Genomic DNA, 20,801 nt, shown 5'->3' on the forward strand with positions numbered 1-20,801 from the left:
TCCTCCCTAGCCCTACTTGATGTCCAGGTCGGCGCAGCCCTTGGCGTATTCGCCGGTGCACACTTCGCCGGCCTTCATGATGCCGCTGTCGAACAGGACCGCCTTGATGTTCTCCTTGGTCACGACCGTGGGGACGAACAGCTGGGACGGCGTGTTGTAGAGCGTGGTCTTGCCCGCGGGCTTCTTGCCCTGCATGAACTGGTAGGCGACGTCGGCCGACGCTTCCGCCACGATCTTGATCGGCTTGGAGATCGTGTTGTACTGGTCGCCGGCGATGATCCGCTGGGCGGCGGCCGGCTCGGCGTCGTTGCCCGTGACCGGCGGCACCTTCACGCCGGCCGCCTTGAACGCGGCGATCGAGCCGCCGCCGGTGCCGTCGTTGGCCGCGACCACGCCGGCGATCTGGTCCTTGAACTGCGTGATCTGGCCGCTGACCCAGGTCTGGGCCTTCTCCGGCTGCCAGTCGGGAGTGTCGTACTCGGCCAGCAGCTTCAGGCCGCTCGGGTCGATCGCGCTGTGGATGCCCTTCTTGATCAGGCCGGCCGCCGCGTCCGTGGGCGAGCCGTTGACCTCCAGGAGGCCGCCCTGGATGTTCTCCTTCTTGAGGTGGTCGACCAGGGACTGGGCGATCATGTTGCCGATCTTCTCGTTGTCGAACGAGATGTAGTAGTCGGCGGGCGTGGCCGGGATCGGCCGGTCGTAGGCGATGACCGCCACTCCCTGCGACTGCGCCGTCTTGACCATCGTGGCCGCGGCGGCCGAGTCGACCGGGTCGAGCACGATGGCCTTGACGCCCTGCGCCAGGGCCGAGTTCGCCTGTTGCTGCTGCTTGGCCGCGTCGGAGTCGGCGTTCTGGTAGATGACCGTGCAGCTCGGGCAGAGCTGCTTCATCTTGGCCTCGAACAGCGGCTTGTCCTGCAGTTCGTACCTGGTGGAGGCGAGGTCGGGCATGAGGAAGGCCACCTTGGCGTTCTCCGCGCCGCCGCCCGCCTTGGTGCCGCTGGAGCCGCTGTCACCACCGGTGGAACCGGAGCCGCAGGCGGCCAGCGCCGACCCTGCGATGACTACAACCGCGGCGAACGCGGAGGTCCGCATCTGAACTCTCTTCACGGGATATTTCCTCACTTACTACGTCCTCACGGACTCGCTGATCGCGTCGCTCCCCTGAAAACGCCACGGGAGACAAGCCGCTCACAACCGGCCACGTCCTGTGGTGTGGCTCACGCTAGCGCGAGGTCTGAATAATTGTCCAGCAAAAGTGTTCAGGGCATGAGCCTGGTTTTGGGCAAGAAGTAGTCGTTTGGGGTTCGTTCCCGGTTTGTCGGGTGTTTATCAGGGTGTCGCTGTCGGGAACGTCGGCTGCTTGTCAGGAACGGCGTGCCGCGGCCAGGAGGCCCTCGGCGGTCAGGACGTCGGTGACCAGCTGGTTGAAGTAGCCGCCCTTGGCGCCCGCGATGATCGACAGCACCTTCTCGGCGCCCACCGCGACGGCGATCGACGACGGGATGCGGCGTAGTTCGTGCAGGCCGGGGGCCACCAGGCGCTCGCTGCCCGGGTAGGAGACCGGCTCGCCGGCGCGGTCGTACACACGCATGCAGACGTCGCCCACGGCCTCACGCAGGCTCTCCGCGTCGCGCGGCATGAAGGCGGGCACGACCTGCCGCATCAGCGGCGCGGAGCCGACGCCGACGATGGCGCACTTGGCGTGCGCCCACAGGTCCATGACCTTGCGCACCGACGGCTCGTGCTGGAGCGAGTAGAACAGCTCGGGCCCCGGCAGCGCGGGCGCGTACAGGTAGCTGGGCACGCCGCCGACGCGTTCGGCCAGGATGCGGGTGGTCTCGTTGGTCTGGAACCACGGCTGCGGCTCCTCCTGCCCGCCCACGGCTGGTGCGATGGTGACGCCGGGGAACTGCCCGAGCCCTTCACGCGCGCACTCGTACACCGTGCTGCCGGACGAGACCAGCACCACGTCGCCCGACTCCAGCCCGACCCCGGCCAGGGCACGGGCCAGCCCCGGCGCCAGCCAGGGGCCCAGCGCCGGGCCGCTGACCTTGGGGACCAGGTGGACGCGCCGCAGCCGCAGCGCCTCGGCCACGCTGGCGGCCAGGGGGCCGTCCTCAAGGGTGGCGGGACGGTGCACCTTGATCTCGACGATGCCCTGGCGGCGGGCCTCGGTGAGCAGCCGGCTCACGGTCGCCCTGCTGACGCCCAGCCGCTTGGCGATGTCGGCCTGGGTGGCGTCTTCGAGGTAGTACTGGGTCGCCGCCGCGTACATGAGATCGTGCGGGAACCGGGCCTGCGCCTCTGGCGCGACATCGGCGGCCTTCATGCGCGCGCTCCCTCGGCCTGAACAGTTGTGCTGGACGGATGTGACTATACCTTCGTGCCCTCAGATCACGGGGGTATCGAGTCTGCCGAACTATCATCGGTCCTCGCGCGCGTACCCGTGCTTCAGCTGTTTCCCGCTATGAGGGCGTCGCCGAGTGGGGTGCGGGCGTACAGGACGGCGCGGCCTGTACGGGTGCCCGCGATGAGGCCGGTGCGGCGCAGGGCGGCCAGGTGGCCGCCGGTGGTGCCGAGGCTGTGCCCGAGCAGGGCCGCGAGGTGGGTGGTGGTGGCGGGCACGGCGAGCTCGGCGAGGATGCGGGCCCGGGTGCGGCCGATCAGCACCGCCAGGCCCGCCCCCGTTCCTGTCGCGGGCGCCTCGACGGCCGTGCCGCGGGCCGGGTACGTGAGCGCGTACGGCCAGGCGTCCTCCAGGTAGGCGCCCACGGCGGGCACGAACGCCGACGGCAGGAACAGCAGCCCCTTGCCGCCGAGCCGGTGCCGCTCGTCGCTCTGGCCCATCCGGACCTCGATGTACCCGTCGCCGTGCCACCGGACCTGCTCGCTCAGGTCGTCGAGCGCGGCGGCCCAGCCGTACGCGGCGAGCCGGCCCGCCCGCTGCACCACGTCGCGTTCCAGGATCGCCTGGAAGCGCGGCCAGTCCTTGGACAGGATCTCCGTCCACAGCGTCTCGTAGGCATCGGCCAGCACCTGGACGACGTCGGGTCCGAGCAGCAACTCCCTGGTCCACTCCGGCACGGGCGGCCGCTGGGCCAGGACGGAGGCGATCTCGCCGTGCGCCTGCTCGACCGGAGTCGTGCGCATGGCGGCCAGTTCGGTCTCGAACGGCACGCTCATCCCGGCGGGCGGCGGCGCGATGAAGTCGACGTTGCCGGTGCCCTTGTTGCCGGTGATCGCCGCCATGGCGCGCAGGGCGGGGTGGCGGCCGGCGAGCTCCTTGTACCGCTCGTGCCACCTGCCCACCCACCGCCGGTGCGCGCCCGCCCTGGTACGGCCTTCGAGCACCCACTGCGCGTGCATGGTCTCGATCAGCGGCGAGATGGCGAACCGGCTGGCCACCACGTCCTGCGGGGTGACCTCGATCCTGAACACCTTTCGTTTATATCCGAAACAGTCGCCCTCGCCGGGCGTGCTCCCGCAGCATCGTGACCGGCGGCTCCGAGACCTCCCTCCGGAGCCGCCCTTCTCACTCAACAGGGGGTGCGGGTTGACCGAGCGTGGGGCCACCTTCGGGCAGGTGTTCGCGGTACGGGAGTTCCGGGTGCTGTTCGGCAGCTTCGCGCTGCTGATCTCCGGGGACTCGATCAAGATGCTGGCATTGTCGGTGCTGGTGTACGCGGAGACGGGATCGCCGGCGCTCTCGGCCGCCACGTACATGGCCGGGTGGCTGCCGTACATCCTGGGCGGGATGTTCCTGCTCTCGCTGGCCGATCGGCTGCCACCTCGGGCGGTGATGGTCGCGGGGGAACTGGTCAGGGTGGTGGTGTGCCTGCTGCTGGCTTTCGCCGGGCTGCCGGTGCCGGTGATGCTCGGGCTGGTGCTGGTGACGGGGTTGTTCGCGCCGGTGTTCGGGGCGGCACGCAGTGCGTTGCTGCCGGACGTACTGCCTGGGGACGCGTTCGTGCTGGCGCGGTCGCTGATGGGGGTCACCTCGGCCGGCGCCCAGATCGCGGGGCTGGCCGTGGGGGGTGCCTTCCTGGCGGTCACGGGGCCACGCGGGGCGCTGGCGATCACGGCAGGGCTCTCGGCGGTGGCCGCCCTGGTGCTCCGGTACGGCCTGCCCTACCGGCCCGGCCGGGGCGCGGCTGTCAGTGGTGTGGCGGCTGGCGGTGCGGCGGTCGGCGATGCCTCGGCGGCTCGCGGTGCGGGCGGTGGGGCCGTGCGGGTGACTCTGCGGGTGAATCGGCTGCTGCTGGTCGATCGGCGGGTGCGGGGGCTGCTGCTGGCGAGCTGGCTGCCGTGCATGTGCATGGCAGGGGCCGAGGCGATGGTCGTGCCCTATCTGGGCGGTCAGGGGCAGGCGGGGGCGGTGCTGGCGGCGGCGGCCGGTGGGATGGCGGTCGGGGAGTTCACCGTCGGGCGGTTCGCGGCTCCGGCGATCAGGGAGCGGCTGTCGCTGCCGTTGGCGGTGCTGATCGGGCTGCCATGGTTGGCCTTCCTCATGGCGCCCGGCGTGGCGTGGGCGGCGGTGCTGGCCGCCGTGTCCGCCGCCGGGGTGTCCTACCAGCTCGGGTTGCAGCGGCGCTTCGTGGACGCGGTGCCGGAGGAGGCGCGCGGCCAGGCGTTCGGGCTGCTGTCGGCCGGGCTGATGACCGGGCAGGCGATCGGCGCGGCGGTGATCGGTGTCCTGGGTGAGGCGATCGGCCCGGGACCGGCGATCTTCGCGGCGGGCATCGCGGGCGTCCTCGCCGCCCTGGCCCTGTCCGGCACACTACGCCCGGAAGCTCGCTCCGTCTCCGCCTCGGAGGTCACGGAGGTAGTTCGCCCGAGCCGCGGGGGATGAGGCGTACCGGCAGCTCGACGTGCTCCGACGGCCCGCCGTCCCCCGCCAGGCGGCGGAACAGCAGCTCGGCGGCCACCCGGCCCATCCCGGCCGGGTCCTGGGCCACCACCGTCACGCCGGGCGTCAGCAGGTCGGCCAGCTCGAAGTCGTCGAACCCGACCAGCCCCATCCGCCGCCCGCCCAGCGCACGCAGCGCGGTCACGGTGAGCCGCCCATTGCCGGTGAACAGGGCGGTCGGCGGCGAGTCGAGCGCCAGCATGCGCTCCAGATCGTCCCGGACCGTCTCGGGCGTCGGGGCGTGCATCGCCACCAGCCGGGGGTCGTAGAGCGGGCCGAGGGCCGCGCGGTAGCCCGCCAGCCGCTCGGCCGCCGTATAGATCGACGGATGGTCGCCGAGCATGGCGATCCGCCGGTGGCCGTGTGCCAGGAGGTGGCCGACGGCCTCCCTGGCGCCGCCCGCGTTGTCGCTGAGCACGGTGTCGACGTCCAGGCCAGGCCCGGGCGGCCGGTCGGCGAACACCGCGGGCGTCCCGGCGTCGAGCTCGGGACGCAGGTAGGAGTGGTCGTCACCGGCGGGCACCACGATCAGGCCGTCGACCCGGCGGGCGCAGAACGTACGCACCAGCTCGCGCTCCCTGGCCGGTTTCTCGCCGGACGAGCCGCTCAGCAGCAGGCAGCCCTCGACGATGACCACGTCCTCGACCGCCCGGCTCAGCCCCGCGTAGAACGGGTCGGCGACGTCCTCGATGACCAGCCCGACGGTCGCGGTGCGGCCCCTGCGCAGCACGCGCGCGCTCTCGTTGCGGCTGTAGCCCAGCCGGTCGATGGCCTCGCGCACCCGTTCGGCCGTCGCCGGGTTGACGCCCGGCTCGCCGTTGACGACGCGCGAGACCGTCTTGAGCGCCACCCCGGCTGCCGTGGCGACATCCTTCATCGTCGGTCTCACCCTTGGATCCTTTCCCAAGTAGGACGGCCAGACAACGTTGTCAGAGCGTTATGCGAGAGTAGAGGTTCTATGCCCCTGAGATCCGCACTCCTCGTCGCCGGGTTCGTGCTGGCCGCGCTGAACCTGCGGCCCGCGATCGCCGGCATCTCCCCGCTCCTCGATGAGATCATGAACGACGTCGGTCTCACGCCCGCGGCGGGCGGTGGGATCACCACGGTGATGGTGGTCTGCTTGGGCGTGTTCGGGCCGATCGCGCCGCTGCTCGCGCGCCGGATCGGCCTGGACCGCACGCTGCTCGCCGGGCTCCTCGTGCTGGCCGCCGGCGTGGTGCTGCGCGGCCTCGACGGCATCCCCGCGCTGTACGTGGGCTCGGCGATCGCGGCCACCGCCATCGCCGTGATGAACGTGGCCATGCCCGGCATCACCAAGGAATATTTCCCCGACCGGGTCAACCTGATGACCGGCGTCTACAGCTCCGCGATCGTGGGCGGCGCCGCGACCGCCTCGGCGCTGGTGATCCCCGTCGAGCACGCCACGGGCTACGGCTGGCGCGGCATGTCGGCGCTGATGGCCGTACCCGCGCTGCTGGCCGCGTTGCTCTGGCTGCCGCAGGCGCTGCGCGGGCAGGCGGGGCCGCAGGGCGGGCCGCGGCCGTTCGGGGTGGTGCTGCGCAGCCGGGTCACCTGGTACGTGACCGCCCTGATGGGCCTGCAGTCCTTCACCTTCTACGTGCTGCTGGCCTGGCTGCCGACGATCTTCCATGACGCCGGGCTGCCCGCCGACCAGGCCGGCTACCTGCTCAGCGTGACGAACCTGGTCCAGGTGGGCGCCACACTCGGCGTGCCGATCCTGGCCGGGCGGCGGCCGTCGCAGGTGCCGTTCGTGATCGGGGCGGGGCTGCTGACCGTGGCCGGATACCTCGGCATGTTGCTGGCCCCGGTCGCCGCGCCCTGGCTGCCGTGGCTGTGGATGGTCGTGCTCGGGGTCGGGCAGGGAGCCTCGTTCGCGCTGGCGCTGCTGCTGATCGCGCTGCGTGCGCCCGACCCGGCATCGGTGACCGCGCTGTCGTCGGTGGCGCAGTCGGTGGGGTACGCGGTGGCCGCGCTGGGGCCGGTGCTGTTCGGGCTGCTCAGGCAGGTGTCCGGCGGGTGGACGGTGCCCTTACTGACGGGGCTCGGGGTGCTGGGGGCGCAACTCCTGGCCGGTTGGTTCGCAGGGCGCCCTGCTACCTTGGGTAAGGCTTACCGGTAGTGGAAGGACTTCACGTGCTCACGGAGGCGCTCCAGCGGTTGGCCGACGAGCGCGGCGGGGTGATCGGGGTCGAACCCGAGCTGGTCATCACGCCGGACGAGACCTGGACGGCCGCCTCGGAGCTGCTGCGCCCGCCGTACACCCTGCTGGAGGAGCTGGTCGACCAGACGGCGGCGCGCTGGAGCGCCCCGCGCCACGTCGGTGCCGCGCTGTTCTGGAAGACCTACGGCTACTGGCACACGCTGCCGATGGCGCTCGGCTGGGCGCTCGACGGGCGGGTGCCGACCATGCGGCCGGCCGAAACGTACTTCAAGGTGTCCGGGGCGGGGGTGACGATCGCGGCCAGCCGTGTGAGCTGGGGCTCCGGCGTCGCGCCGATCAGACGGGCGCTGGCCGAGTCGCAGGAGCCGCTGGTACGCGTGCTCAGCCGGATGGCCAGAGTGGGTGAGCGGACACTCTGGGGTTCGACCGCGGAGGCGTTCGCCCACCCGTTGACGCAGTTCGTGGCGGGTGACTACATGGCGCTGCTGGCCGAGGTCGGCAAGCCGGTCGACGGGCTGATCGAGCCCGCCGACGACGGCTACTTCCGCAGGACCTGCTGCCTGTGGATCGCGCTGCCCGACGTGGAGCCCTGCGCGAGCTGCTGCGTGCTCAGGCCACCACCGCGTCGTCCATCGGACGAAGCTCGTCGGCGTAGCTGACCGAGACGCGGCGCATGACGCCGGTGTCGTCGATGGAGTACTGGCCGAGCCGCCACAGCGGCGGCGAATAGGCGTGGATCGAGACGCTGTTGTCCACGGCACCGTTGAGCCGGTGGATGTGGTCCGGGCCGAACGAGAACGACTGGCCCTCCGACACCACGGTCTCCAGGTGCTCGCCGCCGATGCGCGGGTTGCACTCCAGCAGCGCCCCCTGGACCACGTGGACCGCGCCCGAGGAGATGTCGTGGTCGTGCCAGCCCGTGTCATCCTCGGGCCGCCAGCACAGGAGCCAGACGTCGACGTAGGCGTCACGGTAGAGCGAGGCGTAGTGCCGGCCGCCGTCGGCGGGGAACTCCACCTGATCGCGCCACTCGGCCGGGTCGGCTGCCAGCTCGTTCACCAGCTTGCGCAGCTCGCGCCGGTCCAGTGTGCGCTCCGGGAGCCGAGCACAGGCGCCCCCGTCCTGGGTCTGATTCATGCCGGGGTGCTCGAGGATTAGCTCGCTCACGTACGGGTCTCCTTTCGGCCGAGTAGACGACGGGGATTGGTGACCCGGATGGCGTGGGCGGCTGCCTCGCCGAGCCCCGGGTCGGGTGCGGTGGCGTAGGGGGCGTCGGAGCCGTTGACCACGACGTCGACGCCGAGCTCGCGGACGATCGCGTCGATCGCGCGCGGGCCGTACGAGGAGGTCTCCACGAAGCAGCCGGGGTCCACCAGGCCGCGGCCCGTGCCGCCCCTCGCGATCAGTCGCTCCGAGTGGAGCGGGGCCAGCCCGGCCAGCAGCGCGAAGCACACGCGCAGCCTGGGATGGCGCGGTCTGACGACCGCGTGGAAGTAGTGCCACGACGCGTGCATCTGCTGGACGTACGGCACGAGCGCGGGCCACCAGGACGGTGTGCCGGGCGTGGCCGCGGCCGGGCCCGGATGGACGAACAGCGGCAGGTCCCGCTCCGTGAGCACGTCCAGCAGGCGGTCGTCGGGCAGGGCCGTCGCCGGGATCTGCAGCCCGGCGAACCCGCGGTCGAGGTCCTTGGCCAGGCGCTCGGGGTCGGGCTCGCTGTGGCAGGTCGAGGCCCACGCGCCGAACGGCTCGGGCAGCCCGAGCGCGCCCTCGTGGTAGGCGTCGAGCAGCGGCCACGCCTCCTCCGGAGGCAGGAACTCGATGCCGAGCGGGCTGGACAGCGAGACCAGGGCCAGCTCCAGCCCGGTGACGTCCCGGTCGGTGTGGTCGGCGGGGTCGACCTCGTAGGGCGGCTCGCCGTCGAGGATCAGCGTCCAGCCGTCGAGGTAGGGGGGCGCGGTCCGATCGCGGAGCGCTTCGACGAATGTTCCGGTCCACAAATGCTGATGGATGTCGATGATCACGACCACACCTCCCTCTATTTCCTACTAGTATTGCAGGTAAACCTATCACGCTGGAACTTCATGCTGTGAACCGTTTCAGTGATACGGTTCAGTGAACCGCTTCACTGGACAAATGTCAACGGTTGGCCGCTTGCCCCCCGATAGGGACGAATCCCGCCGGCGGCCCCTTTGGCATGCGAGCTTCTGTCGGTGCCACGCAATAGGCTGACTAGATGCCACGGAAGAGAGCGACGATCCGGGAAGTGGCCCAGGCGACCGGTCTGTCGCCGGCCGCTGTCTCCTACGCGCTGCGTGGCATGCAGGTCTCCGAGGAGACCATGGAGCGGGTCCGCGCCGCCGCCGCCGAGCTCGGCTACGAGGCCGACCCCATCGCCAGGGCCCTGGCCAGCGGGCGCACCAACATGATCGGGCTGCTCTGCGGCTCCCTCGAAGACCTCTGGCAGCAGTCGCTGGCCGTCGGCATCAGCAGGGGCCTGCGGGAGAAGGACCGCTACGCGCTGATCCTCGACGCGGTCGGCGACCCGGCCCGCGAGCGGGCGCTGGCCCAGCAGCTGCGCGACCAGCGGGTCGACGGCATGATCGTGCAGCCCGTCGATCCGGCGGCGCCGTTCTGGTCGGAGCTGTGCGAGTCGCTGCCGGTGGTGGCGATCGGCGACTCACTGGCGGGCACGGCCGGCGAAGTGGTCTTCGACAACCGCCGCGGCGTCACCCTCGCGCTGGAGCACCTCCACGCGATGGGCCATCGGCGGATCGCCCTCCTGACGCCGACTTTGACCAGCACCCCCGACCGTCCGGCCGACGTGCTCGTCACCGCCGAGGCCGACCGCCTCGGCCTCGACATCGTGGTGGCCACCGCGCCCCACGGCCTGGCGGCGGCCACCGACGCGGCCCACCGCATCCTCGACGCGCATCGGCCTAGCGCGGTGTTCTGCTTCGCCGACTCGATCGCCTATGGCGTTTACGCGGCGGCGGCGGAGCTGGGGCTGTCGATCCCCGGCGACGTCTCGGTCATGGGTTACGACAACCACCCGATGTCGGGCCTGCTCACACCGGGGCTCACGACGGTCGACTGGGACATCGACGGTATCGTGCGGGCCGCGGTGCGCCTCATGTCGGCGGCGGCCGACGGGGGGACGCGGCGTCGGAGGGTGGTGCAGCAGCCGACACTTCGCGAACGGGGCTCGGTGGGGCGCCTGTCGGTCGCGGGCGGTCCGTAGCGGCGGGTTGCTGGTCGTCGGTGGGCGGGGCTTTGGCGGCGAGCGGGCGGGTGTCTGTCGTCGGGGGGTCGTGGTGGCTGGCCGCCTGTCTTCCGCGGGCCGTAACGGCGGGATGTCTGTGCCGGTCAGCGGCCGTCTTCCTGGAGGCCCTCAGCTCCGTGCGGTGGGGGGCGGGTGCCCACCGCTTGCCGTACAAGATCGAAAAGGTTGTGAGAGCAGCAGCCGTGCGGCGTGGAGGTCATCCGAGAGGGGACGGTCGGGGACATCGGGCCTCTTGTGACGGCGACGCGCTCGCAGGCGAGCACGATCTCCAGCGGCTCCGGTGGCGCGGCTCGGCCGGCGCGGCCCGGGCCCGATCCAGTGAGGAGATCGTGACCCGGGCCGCGCCGTACGCCGCCGCATGGACCCGCGCGCAGGTCAGACCGGCACCGCCGAGCTCCACCGGGATCAATCGTTGTCGGGGATGAACAGACCGAGCAGCCAGCTGACGACGCTGATGATGATCGCGCCCCAGAAGGCGGCCGGATAGAAGTTGGCGACATGGAAGGGGATGTCGAGCTGGCCGGAGATCCAGCTCGTCAGCAGCAGCATGGCCGCGTTGATCACGAGGAGGAACAACCCCAGCGTCAGCACGATCAGTGCACAGCCCAGCGTTTTGATGATCGGCTTCACGATGGCGTTGATGAGGCCGAAGATCAGGGCGACGATGAGCAGGGTGCCCCAGTATTTGGGGGTGTTCGACCCGGCGATCTGAATGCCAGGGACGAACTGGATGGCGACCCAGAGGGCGACCGCGGCCGCCAGGGTTCTGATGATGAATCTCACGCTGGTTGATCCTCCCATTACCGATCGGTGCTCCGATAGAGGCACTCCGTGATGAGCGGATATGTGCCGCCCGGCCACCCACTGTGATACGCCTTGTCGATAGGCGTTACCGAGGGGCAACGCTGGGAAGAGGCAGTCGGGGGAAGGGAGCGAGATGGACTCGGATGGATTCGAATCGCTGTCGGCCAGCGAGCTGCACGATCGCGCGGTCAGCTACGCCGTGCGCCACGGCGATCTGGGCTTTCTGTGGAACCTGTTGCGAGTGATCCCGGCGGCCGAGGCCGCCAGCGGTCACGACACCGAGACCGCCAACGACCTCAGCCGGGTGTCCGCGCTGCTCAGCGATGCCCTGGCGGCCGGCGAAGGCGAGCTGGGCGAGGCTCTGCGGCCGGTCTACATCGAATATCTGAGCAAGCATCCCGAGGCCTAGCGCTTCCACCCCACAGCTGTTCCGTTCCGCGCCGATCGAACGCCCGCGCGACTCGCAAGGCTGCGCGACCCGCAAGGCTGCGCGACCCGCAAGGCTGCGCGACCCGCAAAGCCGCGCGACTCGCAAAGCCGCGCAGCCCGAAGGCCGCCTCAGCCCGCCAGCAGGGCTTCCGGGCTGCTGTAGGCGGCGAAGCCGGACGTGGTGATGACCTCCTGGTCGTCACGGCCGATGATCATGGTCTGGTACGGCCCGGCCGCCGCGAGCTCCATGGCGAAGCGCCTGCCCAGCACCGGCCCCATGGCGTACATCGCCGTCGCGTAAGCGTCGGCGGCGCCCAGGTCGGGGCCGAGCACGGTGACCGACCCGAGGGTGTCCTGCTTGATTCCGGTGCGCGGATCGACGACCTTCGCGCCGCCCGTGGTGGCGATGCCCAGGTCGTGGGTGAACACGACCGTGCGCACCCGATCGGTACGCGGATCACGGACGCCGATCTGCCAGCGCTTGCCGGGGGCGGCCGAGCCGCGCACCCTGATGTCCCCACCGGCGTTGATGTGGTGATCGACGGCGCCGGCGTTGGTCAGCGCGCGGGAGAGCCGTTCGAGCGCCCAGCCCTTGATGTAGCCGGAGGCGTCTATGACGCCGTTGATGCGGGACTCGAACCACCCGCCGGTCGCCTCGCTGAGCTCGTCGCAGCGATGCAGCACCTCGATGAGCTCCGGGACCTGCCGGATGGTCCCACCGCGGTTCAGTGCGCTGATCTGGCTGTCTTCCCTGGCGGGGTTGAACGTCTCGTCCACCCAGCGCAGCCAGGCGAAGGCGTCGTCGAGTACGGGGGCCAGCTCGCGCCGTGGCAGGGCGGTGCGGATGTCCACGCTGACCGGTATGCCCATGACCATTTCGACACGGGCGCTTCCGGGGAAAGTCGTCACCTTGCCTCCTTGTTCGCAGCAACCGTCCCACGGCGCGCGTAATGCCTGGTTAAACCCTAGGCTTGGGTTTGAAACGAGTTGTCCTGACCTGCGCCTTTGGTACGGATAGCCGGGTCAGGGCGCCCCGGACGTACCGCTGGAAGGGCCGGGGTCCGGCGACGATCACGGTGCGTTCGGCGATGTCGGGCACCTGGCGGCGCAATCCCGAGGCGCTGAGCCGCTCCTTGGCCCGGGGGTCGTGCTCCTCGCCCTCGACGAGCACCAGGCCGTGCTCGGCCTCCAGCTCGCGCAGCTCGTCGGTCACCCGGTCGGTCCGGTAGACGGTCACGGTGTCGCCCGTGCGGGTGGCGAGCAGGTCGCGCAGCCCGGCGGGTTCGAGATCGGCGACAATGAGCAGGGAGCCCCGGGTGGTGGCCCGTACGCCGTGGTGCCAGACGGCCATCACGGCCGCGATGCCGTACAGCAGGAGCGAGCCGGTGCGGCTGGCGCTGGTCACATAGGCGGTGGAGCTGAGCTGGTGCGCCACCAGCAGCGTGCCCGCCACGTACCCGGCCAGGCGCAGGCGCCGCCTGACCTGCTCCGAACGGAGGAGTTCCGGCGCCCTGGCCGACAGCAGCCCGAGCGTCACCAGCAGTCCGGCGACGGCCCACGCGGAGGGCCGCCAGGGGTAACCGAACCCCGGTTGGATCGCCCCGAACTCCGCGACCGCCACACCGCACCAGAACACGATGAGAGGCTGATTCGCCTTTGCCTCGCTAGCCATGGGATAGACGATGCTCGCCGAACATGAGAGGCGTCTGAGTAGTGTCTGAAACATGGCTAACGTACGAGTTGAGCGGACCGAAGACGGCGGGTTCCGGGCGACGAACGCCCGCGGCGCGGAGGTACAGATCGGGGCCGGCGACGAGGAGGGCGCGTTCACGCCCGTCGAGCTGCTGCTCGCGGCGGTGGGCGGGTGCAACATCGTGACCGTGGAGCCCCTGACCGCCAAGCGCGGGCAAAGGCTGATCCGCCTGTCGATGACCGTCGAATCGGAGAAGGTCGAGCCGAACCTGCTGGGTCCCGTCACGGTGACCTATGACGTCGAAGTCCCCTCCGAGCAGGCGGACGAGGTCTTCCGGGCGGTAGCGGATCGGGTGCACGCGAAGTACTGCACGGTCAGTCGCTCCCTCCAGGAAGGTACGGAGGTCCGTTTGGTAATCCCGTAACCGGATTAGGCGGACATTCGACCCCCCTATGACACGTTCGTTGCATTCGTCTCGGTAGTGTCGAGGCAGGTCAAGAGTCCTGCGACTGACTTGCAGACTTTTACCGAAGAGCGGACGCGGAGGGGGACCGTCGTTCGCAGTGCGGGACCGCCGGCGTTTTTGGGGGAAAGCGCCGGCCTGGACCGCCCTCGGTCGGGGCCGGACAGTTGGGGGACTGTCCGGCCCCGATTCATGCGTATTGTTCGGTTCTGTGACAAAGGTCCTCATTGACTGCGATCCCGGCATCGACGACGCGCTGGCCCTGGCGCTGGTGGCGGGCACCCCGGCCCTCGAACTCGTGGGTATCACCACGGTAGGCGGCAACGTCGACCTCGCGTTGACCACGGCCAACGCGCTGGCACTCAGGGAATTTCTCGATCTCGGCGACGTTCCGGTCGTTCCCGGCAGCGCGGGCGCGCTGGTGTGCCCCACGGTCCGCGCCGCCGACATCCATGGTCTGTCCGGCCTCGGCGACGCCGTCCTCCCACCGGCGACCCGCCCCGTTTCCGACGGCCACGCCGTGGACTTCATCGTGGAGAGCCTGCGGGCCGCTCCGGGCGAGATCACGCTGGTCGCCATCGGCCCGCTGACCAACATCGCGCTGGCCGTACGCCGGGAGCCACGCGTCGTGGAGTGGGCCCGCGACTTCGTGATCATGGGCGGCTCCTACACCCGCGGCAACACGACTCCCGCGGCGGAGTTCAACATGAAGGCCGATCCGGAGGCGGCCGCCATCGTCTTCGACGCCGGTTGGACGGTGAAGATGCTCGGCCTCGACGTGACCCTCACGGCCGCGGTGACCACCGAGGTGCTGGACCGGATGCGCCCGCTCGGCCGGCTGTCCGACCTGCTGGTCCCGGCCGCCCAGTCCTACGGTGAGGTCACGGCCGACTCCGGGCCGGGCATCCATGACGCGTGCGCCGTGGCGTACGTGCTCGACCCCGCGCTCTTCACCTGCGTACCGGCGCGGGTGGACGTGGAGACGATCGGCCGGCACACCTCGGGAATGACGGTCACCGACTTCAAACTCCGAGACGCGCGGCCCAACGCGCTGGTGGCCACATCGCTGGATGTGAAGCGGTTCTGGGAGACGGTGCTGGAGGCCTACGAGGGGCTGGGCGAGCGGCTCGGATGATGTGCTGGGTGGTGCGCGGTGGCTGCTACAGTTACTTCTGTTGCGGGCGCCGCTAGCTCAGTTGGTTAGAGCAGCTGACTCTTAATCAGCGGGTCCGGGGTTCGAGTCCCTGGCGGCGCACCAGCGAAGGTCTTCTGGCCAGGTAAAACCGCCTAGTTCACTAGGCGGTTTTACTGTTTTCTGGGCCGGGATCAACGCCTTCAGGCGACCCACGCCATGGCCCCGCCGTCACTGGAAAAGACCGGCTCTACCGGGTGGTTCGTTGGAATCTCCATGTCGCCAGTGGGATGAAGACGACGAGGATGGCGATGGACCAGGCCAGGGTGGCGGTGAGGGGGTGCTGCAGCGGCCATGATCCCTCTGTGGGGGTGATGGTGGGGTTTCCGAAGAGTTGGCGGCTGGCGGCGACGAGGGCGCTGATGGGATTCCAGTCGGCGATGAAGCGGAGCCAGGTGGGCATGCCGTCGGTGGGGACGAAGCTGTTGGACAGCGCCGAGATCGGGAAAAGGATGGGGATGAGCGCGTTCGCGGTCTCGGGGCTGATGGAGAGGCCGACGGTGACGCCGATCCAGCTGACCGCGAAGCGGACGAGAAGGATGAGGCCGAATCCGGCCAGCGTGGCGGCCAGGCCGTTGTGGGCTCGCCAGCCGACCAGGAGTCCCACGCCGGCCATCATGGCGGTGGTGATGATGCCGGTGGCCAGGTCGGCGAGGGTGCGGCCGAAGGGGATGGCCGACCGTGCCATGGGCATGGAGCGGAATCGGTCCATGACGCCTTCGGCGATGTCCTTGGAGATGAGCAGGGCGCTGGCGATGACTCCGGTGATGGCGGTCATGGCGAACAGCCCCGGCATGAGATATTCGCGGTAGCTGCCGCCGCCCGGCACGTTGATGGCGCTTCCGAAGACGTAGCCGAACAGAAGCACCATGATGACCGGGACGATCATCGCGCCGACCAGTTCGCCGGGGTGGTGGCGGAGTTGGCTGAATTCCCGGCCGGCCACCGCCCATCCGTCGCGGATGGCCCAGCCCAGCCGGGAGAGCGGGCCCGCGACCGCGGGCGCTGCGGATGTGGACGTCACGGTGTCTCCTGCTCTTCGGTGGTGGTGTGGCCGGTCAGACGGAGGAAGACGTCGTCGAGTGTCGGTCTGCGCAGGGTGATGTCCTCGACGGTGACGTCCGCCGCGTCCAGCGCGCGGACAGCGGTCAGCAGGTCGTCTCTGGCGCCTTCGGTCAGCGCGCTGACCCTGCGGGCACCCGGGGTGATGTGGGGTTCGGTGGTGAACGCCTGGGCGAGTGCCGCGGCGGCGACCGGCAGGGTGGCCGGGTCTTCGACCACGACCTCGACGCGTGCGCCGCCGATGCTGGCTTTGAGGTCGGTGGGGGTGCCGTCGGCGATCAGCCGGCCGCGGTCGATGACCGCGATCCGGTCGGCGAGCTGGTCGGCCTCGTCGAGATATTGCGTCGTCAGGAGCACCGTGGTCCCCTCGCGGACCAGGCCGCGGACCAGGTCCCAGACCTGGTTGCGGCTGCGTGGGTCCAGCCCGGTGGTCGGCTCGTCGAGAAACAGCACGGCCGGCTCGATCATGAGGCTGGCCGCCACGTCCAGGCGGCGCCGCATGCCGCCGGAGTAGGTCCGCACCACCCGTCCGGCGGCCTCTAACAGGTCGAACCGCGCCAGCAGTTCCTCGGCACGCTGCCGGATCAGTTGTCCCGGCAGATGGTAGAGGCGGCCGAACAGGCGTAGGTTCTCTCGTCCCGTCAGCTTCTCGTCCACGGCGGCGAACTGGCCGGTCAACCCGATCTGATAGCGCACCGCGGTCGCCTGGCGGACGACATCGTGTCCGGCCACCCGGGCGGTGCCGGCGTCCGGCCGCAGAAGGGTCGACAAGATCCGGATCATCGTCGTCTTGCCCGCGCCGTTGGGGCCGAGCAGGCCGTAGACGGTGCCGGTCGGAACGGACAGATCAACGTCTTGCAGGGCGGTCGTCGAGCCGAAGCGTTTCACGATGCCGCGCGCTTCGACAACGGGCTGCGTTGTCATACCTGCTCCCAGAGAGTTGCGAGTGGCGCACCTTGGGGGCTTCCCCGGCGGCGGAGCACTCGGAGGAAGCTGGTCGATCACGTCGGGTTGATGCCTTCTGTCGCAGCTTTAACACCAGTAGCGTACCAGAATTGGATCGGTGCCAACAATGGTATCGATCCAATTAGCTACGCGGATGGCGTCTCCGCTCCGCCGAGGCCGGTGTCCAGGATGTCCAGTGCGCGGCCGGCCGTCTCGGTGAGGGCGGCGGTGATCTGCTCCGCCGGTTGGCCTCCGGCCCGTAGTCGCATCGCCTCTTCGACCATGGCGGTGACCGTGGTCAGGATGAAGGCGGCGAGTGCGCGTGCCGCGACAGGTCCCAGCCGCGCGGGCACCCGGTCGGACAGGATCGCCGCCAGGTCCTCCTGGTAACGGCTGCCGCGCCGCCGCAACGCGTCCTGTATCGAGGGGCTCTTCATGATGATCGCCCCCAAGAGGGCGAGGCGCGGGTCGCCCCCGGCTCGCCCGCCGCCGACTTGCGGGTCGCCCGCGGCCCGTCCGCCGCCTTGGGGGCCCGCGGCCCGTCCGCCGCCGCCTTGGGGGGCCTTCGGTGTCTCCGGCAGTTTCGCGAACATGCGCGGCAGTTCCTCCTTGAGGAACTCCGGTAGCGGGGTGCTCAGGGGAAGCTGGTCGATCAGGTCGATCACGTCGGCCTCCACCGGGCGGTGCCAGGCAAGGAGGAGGTCCTCCTTGGCCGGGAAGTGGTTGACGACGGTCTGTTTCGCGACGTCGGCGGCCTCGGCGATCTCGGCGATGGTCACCGCGTCGTAGCCGCGCTCGCTGAACAGGGTCAGGGCCGTGTCGGCGATCCGTTCCCTGGTCTGGATCCGCCGCCGTTCGTGTCGGGTCTTCACGGTCTCTTCGTGGGGCAGGTCTGTACTCATAGAAGTACCGTACCATACTTGGTCTCATATCAATATTGGGATCAGTCTTATTTTCTCGGAGTCGATGGCTACTCGATCGCGTTCCGATGGCGGCCTGGTGGGGTTGCCCTCAGTACTCGCGGATCCATCCGACCGACGATGAGGACAAAGCATGGGCAGCAAGGTTCAGATCGGCCTGGCGGTGGGCCGGGGCACGGGTGCCGAACTGGCGAGCGCGTTCGAGCAGGTCATCGGGAAGCTCGGGGACATCTACGCGGTGCGGCCCGTGATCAGTCGATCATCCCGGATCTACGGCTCGTACTTCTCGCTGCTTCCAGAGCTCGACGCCGGTCGCATCAAGGAGGCGACGGCCGAGGACGCGCGCCACTACGAGGAGTTCTGCCGCGGTCAGGCCAGCCGGGGAGTCACGGCGATATTCCGGACCGCGATCAACGCCCAGTCGCTGTACATCGTGCGAGAGCGCCTGCACTCGGTCAAGGTCGACGCCCTCGACACGGATCTCGTGTCACTCCTTCTGGTTCGCGACCAGGCCCAGGGTTTCTACACCGGCTTCAACACACACCACGACGGTGTCGTGACGCGCACGTTCCAGTTCAGCAGGCACACCACTGAGAAGGTCGTCTCGTTCGCGCTGGAGCGGGCGCGGCTGCACTGGGGGGACCGGCCGATCGACCGCGTGATCATGGCGTACAAGTTCCACCTGCTCGATGGCGCGCTGAGCGGCTGGGTGAGCGAACTCTCCCGGCGTTACGACATCGAGATCGAACTGTGCCAGCCGGACACCGCCAACCGCGACCTCATCGCCGGCGGCCTGTCCGGCCGGGTGCTCGTCATCGGAGGCAACGAATGGGCCGACATCATGCACGTGGTGCTGCTGGACTGGCTCGGCCTGGGCCGCCAGGAGAGTCGCTTCAGCGAGAACGTGTACCTCCACCCTGACCTGGCCGGGCTGGCCGAGTTCCAGACGGTGCACGGCTCCGCCGACAGCCTGGAGGGGAAGGATCTGGTCAACCCGACCGCGGCCATCCGGGCCGCGGCCGCCATCATGCAGCGGCATGCCGCCTGCGACGGCGCCGAGCGACTCGTCGAGCACGGGCTGGAGCGGCTCACCGAGCGCGGTCTGGTCACCGCCGACATGGGCGGCCGGCAGAGCACCACGTCGGTGGTGAACGCTCTGTGCGAGGCCCTGGAGTCACGCCGCGGGTGGTCAGGGACCCGGTAGGGCATCGGCCATGACCACCCGGAAGAGCACGGTGATACCGGCCGCCGCGAACGACGCGGCCGGACGGCGCGCCGCGCTGCTCGTGATCGACATGCAGAACGACTTCTGCCTCAGCGACAGCTCCGGTTCCGGTCGCCCGCTCGACCGGGCCACGGTGTCCGCGGTGGTGGAGAACACCCGCCGGTCCGTCGGGGTGGCCAGACAAGCGGGCGTGGAGGTCATCTTCGTCCGCTTCCTCGGCGACGAGAAGTACCAGGGACCGAGCTGGCGGGAACGCAACCGGCGACTGGGCAAGCGACCCCGGTGCCGGGAACACACCTGGGGCGCTGAGTTCCACCGCGTGGAGCCGGCGCCGGGCGAACGGGTGTTCACCAAGCGCGCCCACTTCGACGCGTTCCTCACCGCGGGATTCGAGGAGTATCTGGCCTCGCGAGGCGTGAGCACGGTGGTGCTGGCCGGGCTCTACAGCGATGTCTGCGTCGACTCGACCGCGCGGACGGCATTCCAGAAGGGCTACCACGTCACGGTCCTGTCCGACTGCACGACCAGCCTCCACCTCGACCCGGCCGCCGTGCTGCGCTTCATGGAGGTGTTGTACGGCGCCCGGATCACCTCATGGGAGGAGATGGCGCGGACCGGGCTGTGGGCGACCGAGCCGGCCGGGTGACCGGCGGCACTCCACGGGCACTCCAAGCGGCTCCGAACCGGCGGTGTGACATTCAGGAGCCAGTGAAATCCACGGTTAGGGGCGAGAGCATGGCGTTGGCGTACATCATCGACGGTGGGCTGCACGATCAACCGGGACTCGGCACCGATCTGTACGAGGCGTATCCCGCCGTGAGCAGCGTCTACGAGCAGGTGGCCGAGTGGACCGGCGTACCGGTGGAACGGCTGCTCTCCTGGGGGGCGGATCCGTTCGCCGAATACCGGGAAGTGGGTGCGATCAGGCGGGCGGCGGTGGTGCTCGGCGTCTGCGATGTCCTGGCCGAGCACGGGGTCCGGCCGGACATCGTCGCGGGAATGAGCCTGGGCGCCATGACCGCCGCCGCGGTCGTCGGCGCCGTGGAGAGGCGGGAACTGTTCGAGCTCCTCGCGCGCCTGCGCGAGATACCGCTGAGGTTCGACCCGCCGCAGGGCATGGCCAAGCTGTTCGTACCCGCCGGCCTCGATCCCGAGGAGTTCGTCGGCGGGTTCCCGGAGGGGGTGTACGTCGCGGTGGAGATCGGGCGCGTCGCCGGCCGGTCCTCGCGGCTGGTGCAGCTTTCCGGCCATCAGGAAGCCCTGCACCGGCTCGCCGAGCGGATGCCGGACAAGGAGGCGCTCGAGATTCCGCCGGAGAGCTCCATAGCCTTCCACTCACCGCTGCGGAACTACGTCCGCGAGGCCCTGGAACCGCAGATCGCCACCATGACCTTCGCGAACCCTGAGGTCCCGTTCTGCGGAGGCATGGAGCCCGGTCTGTACGCGACCGCGGACCAGGTGCGCGAGGTGTTCCGCAGGAACCAGACCGACCCCCTCAGCCTCCCCCGGATGCTCGAATGCCTCGACCGGCACGAGGTCGAGCTGTCCTTCCTGGTCGGCCCCGCCGCGGTGGATCTGTACCTCGGGGCGCTGGAACACGCCGCTGTCCATATCGACAAGCCGAAGCATCTGTCCGAGGCGCTGGACGCCATTCAGGAATTCGGGATGCTGCCGACCGAGCGGTGAGGAGGCCG

The 20,801-nt window shown here is 69.8% G+C and carries 22 protein-coding genes and 1 tRNA gene; 11 read left to right on the forward strand and 12 right to left on the reverse strand.

All coding sequences use genetic code 11. The features are described from left to right. Nucleotides 1-12: 12 nt before the first annotated feature. The 3 genes from AB0J16_RS16790 to AB0J16_RS16800 form a co-directional block, all read right to left on the reverse strand. Nucleotides 13-1,110 carry a sugar ABC transporter substrate-binding protein gene (locus AB0J16_RS16790; protein WP_358539715.1) on the reverse strand — a complete coding sequence of 366 codons (1,098 nt, stop codon included), beginning with the start codon at nt 1,108-1,110 and terminating at the stop codon, nt 13-15. Nucleotides 1,111-1,366: 256 nt separating this feature from the next. Further along, nucleotides 1,367-2,332 carry a sugar-binding domain-containing protein gene (locus tag AB0J16_RS16795; protein WP_225291924.1) on the reverse strand — a complete coding sequence of 322 codons (966 nt, stop codon included), beginning with the start codon at nt 2,330-2,332 and terminating at the stop codon, nt 1,367-1,369. A gap of 122 nt (nt 2,333-2,454) precedes the next feature. After that, nucleotides 2,455-3,441, reverse strand: a complete 987-nt coding sequence (locus AB0J16_RS16800; protein WP_358539718.1) for a winged helix-turn-helix domain-containing protein — start codon at nt 3,439-3,441, stop codon at nt 2,455-2,457. Nucleotides 3,442-3,556: 115 nt separating this feature from the next. Here AB0J16_RS16800 and AB0J16_RS16805 point away from each other — a divergent pair, with 115 nt between their 5' ends. Further along, a complete protein-coding gene (locus tag AB0J16_RS16805) occupies nt 3,557-4,852 on the forward strand; it encodes an MFS transporter (RefSeq protein ID WP_358539721.1) in 1,296 nt (431 codons plus the stop codon). Here AB0J16_RS16805 and AB0J16_RS16810 read toward each other — a convergent pair. After that, complete coding sequence (locus AB0J16_RS16810) at nt 4,818-5,786, reverse strand: LacI family DNA-binding transcriptional regulator (RefSeq protein WP_358540336.1); 969 nt, start codon at nt 5,784-5,786, stop codon at nt 4,818-4,820. The two genes, AB0J16_RS16805 and AB0J16_RS16810, sit on opposite strands and share 35 nt — an antisense overlap. An 81-nt stretch (nt 5,787-5,867) precedes the next feature. On the opposite strand from AB0J16_RS16810, the gene AB0J16_RS16815 reads away from it, so the two are divergent. Both AB0J16_RS16815 and AB0J16_RS16820 read left to right on the forward strand, forming a co-directional pair. After that, nucleotides 5,868-7,049, forward strand: coding sequence for an MFS transporter (locus tag AB0J16_RS16815; RefSeq protein WP_358539725.1), 1,182 nt, complete (start codon nt 5,868-5,870; stop codon nt 7,047-7,049). Between the two features lie 14 nt (nt 7,050-7,063). Then, entirely contained in the window at nt 7,064-7,750 is a 687-nt protein-coding gene (locus AB0J16_RS16820) for a hypothetical protein (protein ID WP_358539729.1), read from the forward strand. Here the strand turns inward: AB0J16_RS16820 and AB0J16_RS16825 are convergent. Beyond that, nucleotides 7,701-8,258 carry a cysteine dioxygenase family protein gene (locus AB0J16_RS16825; protein WP_358539732.1) on the reverse strand — a complete coding sequence of 186 codons (558 nt, stop codon included), beginning with the start codon at nt 8,256-8,258 and terminating at the stop codon, nt 7,701-7,703. The two genes, AB0J16_RS16820 and AB0J16_RS16825, sit on opposite strands and share 50 nt — an antisense overlap. After that, nucleotides 8,255-9,115 (reverse strand): amidohydrolase, encoded by an 861-nt coding sequence (locus AB0J16_RS16830; RefSeq protein WP_358539735.1) that lies wholly within the window; start codon nt 9,113-9,115, stop codon nt 8,255-8,257. The genes AB0J16_RS16825 and AB0J16_RS16830 overlap by 4 nt, the downstream gene beginning before the upstream one ends. 212 nt (nt 9,116-9,327) lie before the next feature. Between AB0J16_RS16830 and AB0J16_RS16835 the strand changes: the two genes are divergently transcribed. Then, nucleotides 9,328-10,332 carry a LacI family DNA-binding transcriptional regulator gene (locus AB0J16_RS16835; RefSeq protein ID WP_358539738.1) on the forward strand — a complete coding sequence of 335 codons (1,005 nt, stop codon included), beginning with the start codon at nt 9,328-9,330 and terminating at the stop codon, nt 10,330-10,332. A 447-nt stretch (nt 10,333-10,779) separates the two neighbouring features. Here AB0J16_RS16835 and AB0J16_RS16840 read toward each other — a convergent pair whose 3' ends face one another. After that, nucleotides 10,780-11,157, reverse strand: a complete 378-nt coding sequence (locus tag AB0J16_RS16840; protein ID WP_357950586.1) for a phage holin family protein — start codon at nt 11,155-11,157, stop codon at nt 10,780-10,782. A gap of 154 nt (nt 11,158-11,311) precedes the next feature. Between AB0J16_RS16840 and AB0J16_RS16845 the strand changes: the two genes are divergently transcribed. After that, complete coding sequence (locus AB0J16_RS16845) at nt 11,312-11,587, forward strand: hypothetical protein (protein ID WP_225291914.1); 276 nt, start codon at nt 11,312-11,314, stop codon at nt 11,585-11,587. A gap of 149 nt (nt 11,588-11,736) precedes the next feature. On the opposite strand, the gene AB0J16_RS16850 is transcribed toward AB0J16_RS16845, so the two are convergent. Further along, nucleotides 11,737-12,516, reverse strand: a complete 780-nt coding sequence (locus AB0J16_RS16850) for an FAD:protein FMN transferase (RefSeq protein WP_358539741.1) — start codon at nt 12,514-12,516, stop codon at nt 11,737-11,739. A 49-nt stretch (nt 12,517-12,565) separates the two neighbouring features. After that, nucleotides 12,566-13,279, reverse strand: coding sequence for a hypothetical protein (locus AB0J16_RS16855; RefSeq protein WP_358539744.1), 714 nt, complete (start codon nt 13,277-13,279; stop codon nt 12,566-12,568). 52 nt (nt 13,280-13,331) lie between these two features. Between AB0J16_RS16855 and AB0J16_RS16860 the strand changes: the two genes are divergently transcribed. The 3 genes from AB0J16_RS16860 to AB0J16_RS16870 all read left to right on the forward strand — a co-directional run bounded on the left by AB0J16_RS16860 (nt 13,332) and on the right by AB0J16_RS16870 (nt 15,021). Continuing rightward, nucleotides 13,332-13,724, forward strand: a complete 393-nt coding sequence (locus AB0J16_RS16860; protein WP_358539747.1) for an OsmC family protein — start codon at nt 13,332-13,334, stop codon at nt 13,722-13,724. A 250-nt stretch (nt 13,725-13,974) separates the two neighbouring features. After that, the gene (locus AB0J16_RS16865; RefSeq protein WP_358539750.1) at nt 13,975-14,898 is read left to right on the forward strand and encodes a nucleoside hydrolase; all 924 of its coding nucleotides are present in this window, start codon (nt 13,975-13,977) and stop codon (nt 14,896-14,898) included. Between the two features lie 46 nt (nt 14,899-14,944). Continuing rightward, a tRNA-Lys gene (locus AB0J16_RS16870) sits at nt 14,945-15,021 on the forward strand. A gap of 124 nt (nt 15,022-15,145) precedes the next feature. Here AB0J16_RS16870 and AB0J16_RS16875 read toward each other — a convergent pair. The 3 genes from AB0J16_RS16875 to AB0J16_RS16885 form a co-directional block, all read right to left on the reverse strand. After that, complete coding sequence (locus tag AB0J16_RS16875) at nt 15,146-15,979, reverse strand: ABC transporter permease (RefSeq protein WP_358539754.1); 834 nt, start codon at nt 15,977-15,979, stop codon at nt 15,146-15,148. Beyond that, nucleotides 15,976-16,941, reverse strand: coding sequence for an ATP-binding cassette domain-containing protein (locus tag AB0J16_RS16880; protein WP_358539757.1), 966 nt, complete (start codon nt 16,939-16,941; stop codon nt 15,976-15,978). The genes AB0J16_RS16875 and AB0J16_RS16880 overlap by 4 nt, the downstream gene beginning before the upstream one ends. Nucleotides 16,942-17,108: 167 nt before the next feature. After that, entirely contained in the window at nt 17,109-17,864 is a 756-nt protein-coding gene (locus tag AB0J16_RS16885) for a helix-turn-helix domain-containing protein (RefSeq protein ID WP_358539760.1), read from the reverse strand. A 151-nt stretch (nt 17,865-18,015) separates the two neighbouring features. Here AB0J16_RS16885 and AB0J16_RS16890 point away from each other — a divergent pair, with 151 nt between their 5' ends. The 3 genes from AB0J16_RS16890 to AB0J16_RS16900 all read left to right on the forward strand — a co-directional run bounded on the left by AB0J16_RS16890 (nt 18,016) and on the right by AB0J16_RS16900 (nt 20,793). Then, nucleotides 18,016-19,086 carry an isocitrate/isopropylmalate family dehydrogenase gene (locus tag AB0J16_RS16890; RefSeq protein ID WP_358539763.1) on the forward strand — a complete coding sequence of 357 codons (1,071 nt, stop codon included), beginning with the start codon at nt 18,016-18,018 and terminating at the stop codon, nt 19,084-19,086. 10 nt (nt 19,087-19,096) lie between these two features. Further along, nucleotides 19,097-19,753, forward strand: coding sequence for a cysteine hydrolase (locus AB0J16_RS16895; protein ID WP_358539766.1), 657 nt, complete (start codon nt 19,097-19,099; stop codon nt 19,751-19,753). Between the two features lie 89 nt (nt 19,754-19,842). Next, on the forward strand, nt 19,843-20,793 hold the full coding sequence (locus AB0J16_RS16900; protein ID WP_358539769.1) for an acyltransferase domain-containing protein: 951 nt from the start codon (nt 19,843-19,845) through the stop codon (nt 20,791-20,793). Nucleotides 20,794-20,801: the final 8 nt, after the last annotated feature.

Source organism: Nonomuraea sp. NPDC049750 (assembly GCF_040659625.1).
GTDB lineage: Bacteria > Actinomycetota > Actinomycetes > Streptosporangiales > Streptosporangiaceae > Nonomuraea.

What these genes read in the sequence shown, in the direction of transcription:
- AB0J16_RS16795 (WP_225291924.1), bottom strand. Translation starts at nt 2,332, where the DNA reads ATGAAGGCCGCCGATGTCGCGCCAGAGGCGCAGGCCCGGTTCCCGCAC.
- AB0J16_RS16810 (WP_358540336.1), bottom strand. Translation starts at nt 5,786, where the DNA reads ATGAAGGATGTCGCCACGGCAGCCGGGGTGGCGCTCAAGACGGTCTCG.
- AB0J16_RS16815 (WP_358539725.1), top strand. Translation starts at nt 5,868, where the DNA reads ATGCCCCTGAGATCCGCACTCCTCGTCGCCGGGTTCGTGCTGGCCGCG.
- AB0J16_RS16835 (WP_358539738.1), top strand. Translation starts at nt 9,328, where the DNA reads ATGCCACGGAAGAGAGCGACGATCCGGGAAGTGGCCCAGGCGACCGGT.
- AB0J16_RS16845 (WP_225291914.1), top strand. Translation starts at nt 11,312, where the DNA reads ATGGACTCGGATGGATTCGAATCGCTGTCGGCCAGCGAGCTGCACGAT.
- AB0J16_RS16855 (WP_358539744.1), bottom strand. Translation starts at nt 13,279, where the DNA reads ATGGCTAGCGAGGCAAAGGCGAATCAGCCTCTCATCGTGTTCTGGTGC.
- AB0J16_RS16860 (WP_358539747.1), top strand. Translation starts at nt 13,332, where the DNA reads ATGGCTAACGTACGAGTTGAGCGGACCGAAGACGGCGGGTTCCGGGCG.
- AB0J16_RS16880 (WP_358539757.1), bottom strand. Translation starts at nt 16,941, where the DNA reads ATGACAACGCAGCCCGTTGTCGAAGCGCGCGGCATCGTGAAACGCTTC.
- AB0J16_RS16885 (WP_358539760.1), bottom strand. Translation starts at nt 17,864, where the DNA reads ATGAGTACAGACCTGCCCCACGAAGAGACCGTGAAGACCCGACACGAA.
- AB0J16_RS16890 (WP_358539763.1), top strand. Translation starts at nt 18,016, where the DNA reads ATGGGCAGCAAGGTTCAGATCGGCCTGGCGGTGGGCCGGGGCACGGGT.
- AB0J16_RS16895 (WP_358539766.1), top strand. Translation starts at nt 19,097, where the DNA reads ATGACCACCCGGAAGAGCACGGTGATACCGGCCGCCGCGAACGACGCG.
- AB0J16_RS16900 (WP_358539769.1), top strand. Translation starts at nt 19,843, where the DNA reads ATGGCGTTGGCGTACATCATCGACGGTGGGCTGCACGATCAACCGGGA.